The following is a 4,479-nucleotide window of genomic DNA, read 5'->3' on the forward strand; positions in this document are numbered from 1 at the left end:
CGGAGGCCTACTGGGCGTTTCATAAGGCCCAAGAGCAAGAGCGTAACCACCGCTCACGGATGGCAAGTCACCTCTTCAAAGAGGCGGCCTGACGGGCCGAAGCGTCGTTCTAAAAGAGCCGCACCCGATTTATTATCGGACATCAACTTAACGCGGCAGTCTAACCCGAACCGGAGAGGCAGAAACACCTCCCGCGAGATTAGTAACCTGCAACGTCCCACGAACTGTGGTCTTGGTAGTCGTCTTCAAGAACTGCTTACCAGCCTTCTTTACCTTGATCCTGACATTAGCGGTTTGCCCGGCTGGGACGGCAGAAACTCCAGCACCGAACACGAACTGTGGAGCCCTACCTCGAATGCAGACCGAACCGGCTGTACAAATAGTGAGACGTTTCCTAGGAAGCAAGATCTTCGCTGAAAACATACATACCGTACCGGGGACGCCATTACACTGGACACGAACGGGACATACCCTACCCACGCAACCCACCAAGGAGTTAGGCGGTGGCGGCACCACAGTAGGAGGTGGTGATGGCGGGGGAGGTGGTGGTGGCGGGGGAGGTAGTGATGCCGCCGTAACCGTCCATGAGAAAGATATGATACGCCCCGCACCCCGACTATCATTCACAAACACGGTCACACTCGCAGTCCCCGCAGAAGTTAAAGTGCCAGTGATACGTCCGGTGGTAGAGTTTATCGATAGCCCCGATGGTAAAGCGGTAGCCAAGAAACTCAGGGTATCCCCATCAGGGTCGCTTGCAGGAATGAGTAGATTGATAGCCTGTCCCACAACCCCGACCTGGTTTCCAGGATTCGTCACTACAGGCGACCGGTTCGTCTGAGGCGGTATCACTGGTCCTGGCCCTGGAGGAGTAACTGCTGCCGCTACCTCGAAAGATCCAATATCGCAAATAGCCTGTCCATCCCCATCGCCGTCCTGAGGGCGTGAAACACCACGTTGATCGAGCTGTGGGCAAGTGCCTTGCGCACCATCAATAGCCGGACTACCAGCAACGAGCGCATGAGAAAAAGTACTCCCCCCATTGCGACGAAGAGTAGTATCCAGAATAGCGCTGAGAGATACACTGGGTACTATGTCGGTCTCACCCGGCGTGAACCCGGATACCCCGGATACGCCATCGTGTCCAAACAGATTGGAAGCATCAGCGAAGACAGTTCCCGGTGTTACACTATCAGTCATCTCCACCTCCGGTGAGGCACTCGCCGTATTGCCGGAGATCAGACTGTGAACAAGCACCAAATCTCCGTTCCTATTAGCTATACCGCCAGCGAAGTCGGCAGAGTTACCTGTAACAGTACTATCAAACAGCTGCATAGGACCAGTACTGAAGTTCTGCAAACCACCGCCGGAGAAGTCGGCGAAGTTATCCGAGACCGTGCTGCTAAAGAGCAACACACTACCTCTACTAGCGATACCCCCACCCGAACCACCTCCATCGTTTGATAGCGCCCTATTATTTGAGACCGTGCTGTTAAACAAGGCAAGGAAGCCGGAGTCGGCAACGAAGATACCACCACCAAGGGATTCCACCTCTCCGCCAGTCACCGTCAGATTCACCAATGTCAAAGCGGCGCCCGCACCCACCGCGAAGATACGAGCTTGAGCGACGCTGTCGGTACGTGTAATGACAGAACCGCCGGTACCTCGGATTGTGATATTCGAAGTAATCACTGGAAAACCGGTCGGGCCGAAAGTAGTGTTATCCACTCCAGGCACCAGATGAAACGTTTCCGGTTGCAGTACGATCGTATCGTCCCCAGCTCCCGGATCACAGGTACCTACCGACGTATTGCTGTTAGCGGAATTGATAGCGTTACCAAGAGTGCAATTTCCACTGACGTTAATAGTTGCTGCGGAGTTGAAGTAACGACACCAAACAGCATAGCCAATACAACTATCCATTGCTTCATAATCAATCTCCATGTCAATTGGTTTCTTCCTGCTCATCCTTTCTTCGCGTTGCACCTACGGCAGAGCAATTGTATTAGACCTTGCTGGGCCTCTCTTTTATACCGAACTACACGAGTATATTGATTGTACTTTGTCGGGTCCCAATCGCGGCCGTCCTTATGGTCGAAGTCCAGCATTTCGGTAGCGCCACACAATACACACTTACTACCCAACAGCTCTATTAACTCATCCCCCTACGTCGGGCTAGCTCGGCGAAGTAACCGGTTCGTGAAGCCAATACTACACCTCGGTCAGGGTGCATAGGCGTAACCATCACCTCTCTGCAAGAGGGTGAAACTCCGCCAGGTCGAGGCTATTACGCCGACAGCAGAAGCGATATCGAAGCGTCCATTAGTGCGAATGCCGGCCAAGCGTCCAACGTACTGACCCTTAGTAATCTGGGTGCGTTCCCCTGCCGCAATCGGGCCTATCTCAAAGTCGAAGACGGAACCATGGTCAGCTGGACCAAAGTCATCAAAGTCTACGTCTTCAGTACCTGGAAGGATGGTAAAGGGACCCGTTCCAGGTTCTCCAGACGCGAATCCATTATCCCCGCTCTTGACTAGTTTCGTCGTCGTCGCAGTTCCTTGATGAGTTACAAACTCGCTAGTTTGAGTAGGAACAATGTCCCAATCCATGACGCGTCGATAGAGGACGCTGGTCATATCGATTCCGCTGAGGTTTTCCACCGTGACGGTCACTTCATAGAGTCGGGTCGTGTCCGAGGAAGGCTTGAAATCGTGCGTCACCCGGAGGGCCGGCGTAGTAGAGTCAGGAACGTCTACCACTGAGGTCGCCGTCATGCCACCATCGACCCCTGTAAATGACACAACCTCAAGGCCACCTGAACCAATGAAGTTGTTTGCAAAGCCCGTTACTCCGGTGTCGATTACTTTGACACCCCATCCTTCACATTCACACCCCGACTCTGTGGACGCGAGCGTACCAGTACCGTCACGTAACCCCACAGTTCTTATACCGGCAGGATCGGATCCTGGCAATCCCAACGCCGGAACCGCTCGATATGGGACGTGAGTTGCCCTGCGTTATCGACACCCACAATTACCTCGCCGTTGCCGATGATGGTTCCGTGTCCACTAATCGGTAGCTGTGCTTCCACTGGGATCACGGCGACAACGATCAGCAGCGCTATCGCGGTGTTAAGTATCCGGCGAAACGCGGCCACAGCGCCGCGCTGGCTGGCGCCAGAGCGGCCATGGCGGCCGCCCGCGACAGCACCTCTTGGAACCGCGTCACGACGTCTGGATCGGAGTGGGGTGAAGGGTTGGTTCGGCATAACAGCCTCCTTGTTGGGGTTAGATGGTCCGTGGGCGCTGGTGGGCGAAGCCCGTTCCTGCGATATACCGGCGCGTAGCATACGGCGCCCGCCGAGTGTGATGCATCACCCATTTGGGTGAAATGATCCGCGCCACGGCGATGCCGCGAGGCGCCTGCGGGTACATTTGTTGCAGAACGCTGCGGACCCTATTGAAGGGATAGCCCGGTAGGAACCCGCAGTGACACCCTCACCGAAAGCCCTCAGCACGCTCATCGCACGTATCTCTACGACCGCGCGGGCGAACAGGACGATTGGGAGCCGATGCTGGCCGAACTCGCCCGACTCATGCGGGCAGACCGGTCCCTGCTCTTCAGCCTCGCGCCCAGGGCCAGAGCACGAGCGCCTCTGGGTCGGACATCAGGTCCCCCCGGCAGCGTTAGCCGATTACAGTGTTGTAGGGCGCGCCGCGCGTTGCGCGGCACGCGCGCGAGTCCTGGTAGTAATCCGGCGAACCGGGGCAGAGCGCCGCGCCGGAAGGCGCGAGAGCGGGCATCCCGCTGGCCCGCGCCACCTTCTCGTGGAAGCGGCTCAAGACGTCGGGATCGGCGTGCGGTGAGGGCGTGGGGGTTCAAGCATAACGGCCTCCTTGTTGGAGTAGATGTGTCCGTGGGCGCCGGGTGGGCGAAGCCCACTGCCGCGACATACCGGCGCGTAGCCTACGGCGCCTGCCACCGTGATGCATCCCCCATTTGGGGGGGCAGGATTCCCGCCCCACGGTAATCCCGCCGGGCGTGTGCGGGTACGATTTTGGCTAAACGCTGTGGACATTTATCGAAGGGATATTCACGGAGAATTAGCAGTGACATGCTCGCCGGACGCGCTCAGCACGCTCATCGCACGCATCTACGATTGCGGTGCGGAGCGGGAGCAGTGGCAGGGGTTGCTTGCGGAGCTCGCCGCATTGATGCGGGCCGACAAGGCCCACCTCTTCTGCCCCTTGCCCGCCCCCGCGCAAGAAGCCTTCTGGGTGGGGCATAGGATCTCGCCCCAGTCATTGGCCGATTACAAGAGCTATTACCACTCGTGTGACCTGCTCACACAGACGAGATATTGTCAAGAGTTGTGGAAAGCATGGTCAGGCGGCTTCCTTCCGATTGTCTTCGTCTTGACGGCGTTCGATTTGAGCACCGTCAACGAACGGAACACCAGCACGCACCAAGGGTAGCAGA

General features: G+C 56.9%; 4 protein-coding genes. 1 reads left to right on the forward strand and 3 read right to left on the reverse strand.

All coding sequences use genetic code 11. From position 1 onward, the window contains the following. Positions 1 to 147: 147 nt before the first annotated feature. The 3 genes from M3461_09195 to M3461_09205 all read right to left on the reverse strand — a co-directional run bounded on the left by M3461_09195 (position 148) and on the right by M3461_09205 (position 3,268). Positions 148 to 1,200 (reverse strand): Ig domain-containing protein, encoded by a 1,053-nt coding sequence (locus M3461_09195; protein ID MDQ3774515.1) that lies wholly within the window; start codon positions 1,198 to 1,200, stop codon positions 148 to 150. Positions 1,201 to 2,222: 1,022 nt separating this feature from the next. Continuing rightward, on the reverse strand, positions 2,223 to 2,939 hold the full coding sequence (locus M3461_09200; GenBank protein ID MDQ3774516.1) for a hypothetical protein: 717 nt from the start codon (positions 2,937 to 2,939) through the stop codon (positions 2,223 to 2,225). 5 nt (positions 2,940 to 2,944) lie between these two features. After that, a complete protein-coding gene (locus M3461_09205; protein MDQ3774517.1) occupies positions 2,945 to 3,268 on the reverse strand; it encodes a hypothetical protein in 324 nt (107 codons plus the stop codon). A gap of 841 nt (positions 3,269 to 4,109) precedes the next feature. On the opposite strand from M3461_09205, the gene M3461_09210 reads away from it, so the two are divergent. Next, positions 4,110 to 4,475, forward strand: a complete 366-nt coding sequence (locus M3461_09210) for a hypothetical protein (protein MDQ3774518.1) — start codon at positions 4,110 to 4,112, stop codon at positions 4,473 to 4,475. The last annotated feature ends 4 nt before the right edge of the window (positions 4,476 to 4,479 follow it).

The organism is Pseudomonadota bacterium (genome assembly GCA_030860485.1).
Classification (GTDB): Bacteria; Pseudomonadota; Gammaproteobacteria; order JACCXJ01; family JACCXJ01; genus JACCXJ01.

What these genes read in the sequence shown, in the direction of transcription:
- M3461_09195 (MDQ3774515.1), bottom strand. Translation starts at nt 1,200, where the DNA reads ATGACTGATAGTGTAACACCGGGAACTGTCTTCGCTGATGCTTCCAAT.
- M3461_09205 (MDQ3774517.1), bottom strand. Translation starts at nt 3,268, where the DNA reads ATGCCGAACCAACCCTTCACCCCACTCCGATCCAGACGTCGTGACGCG.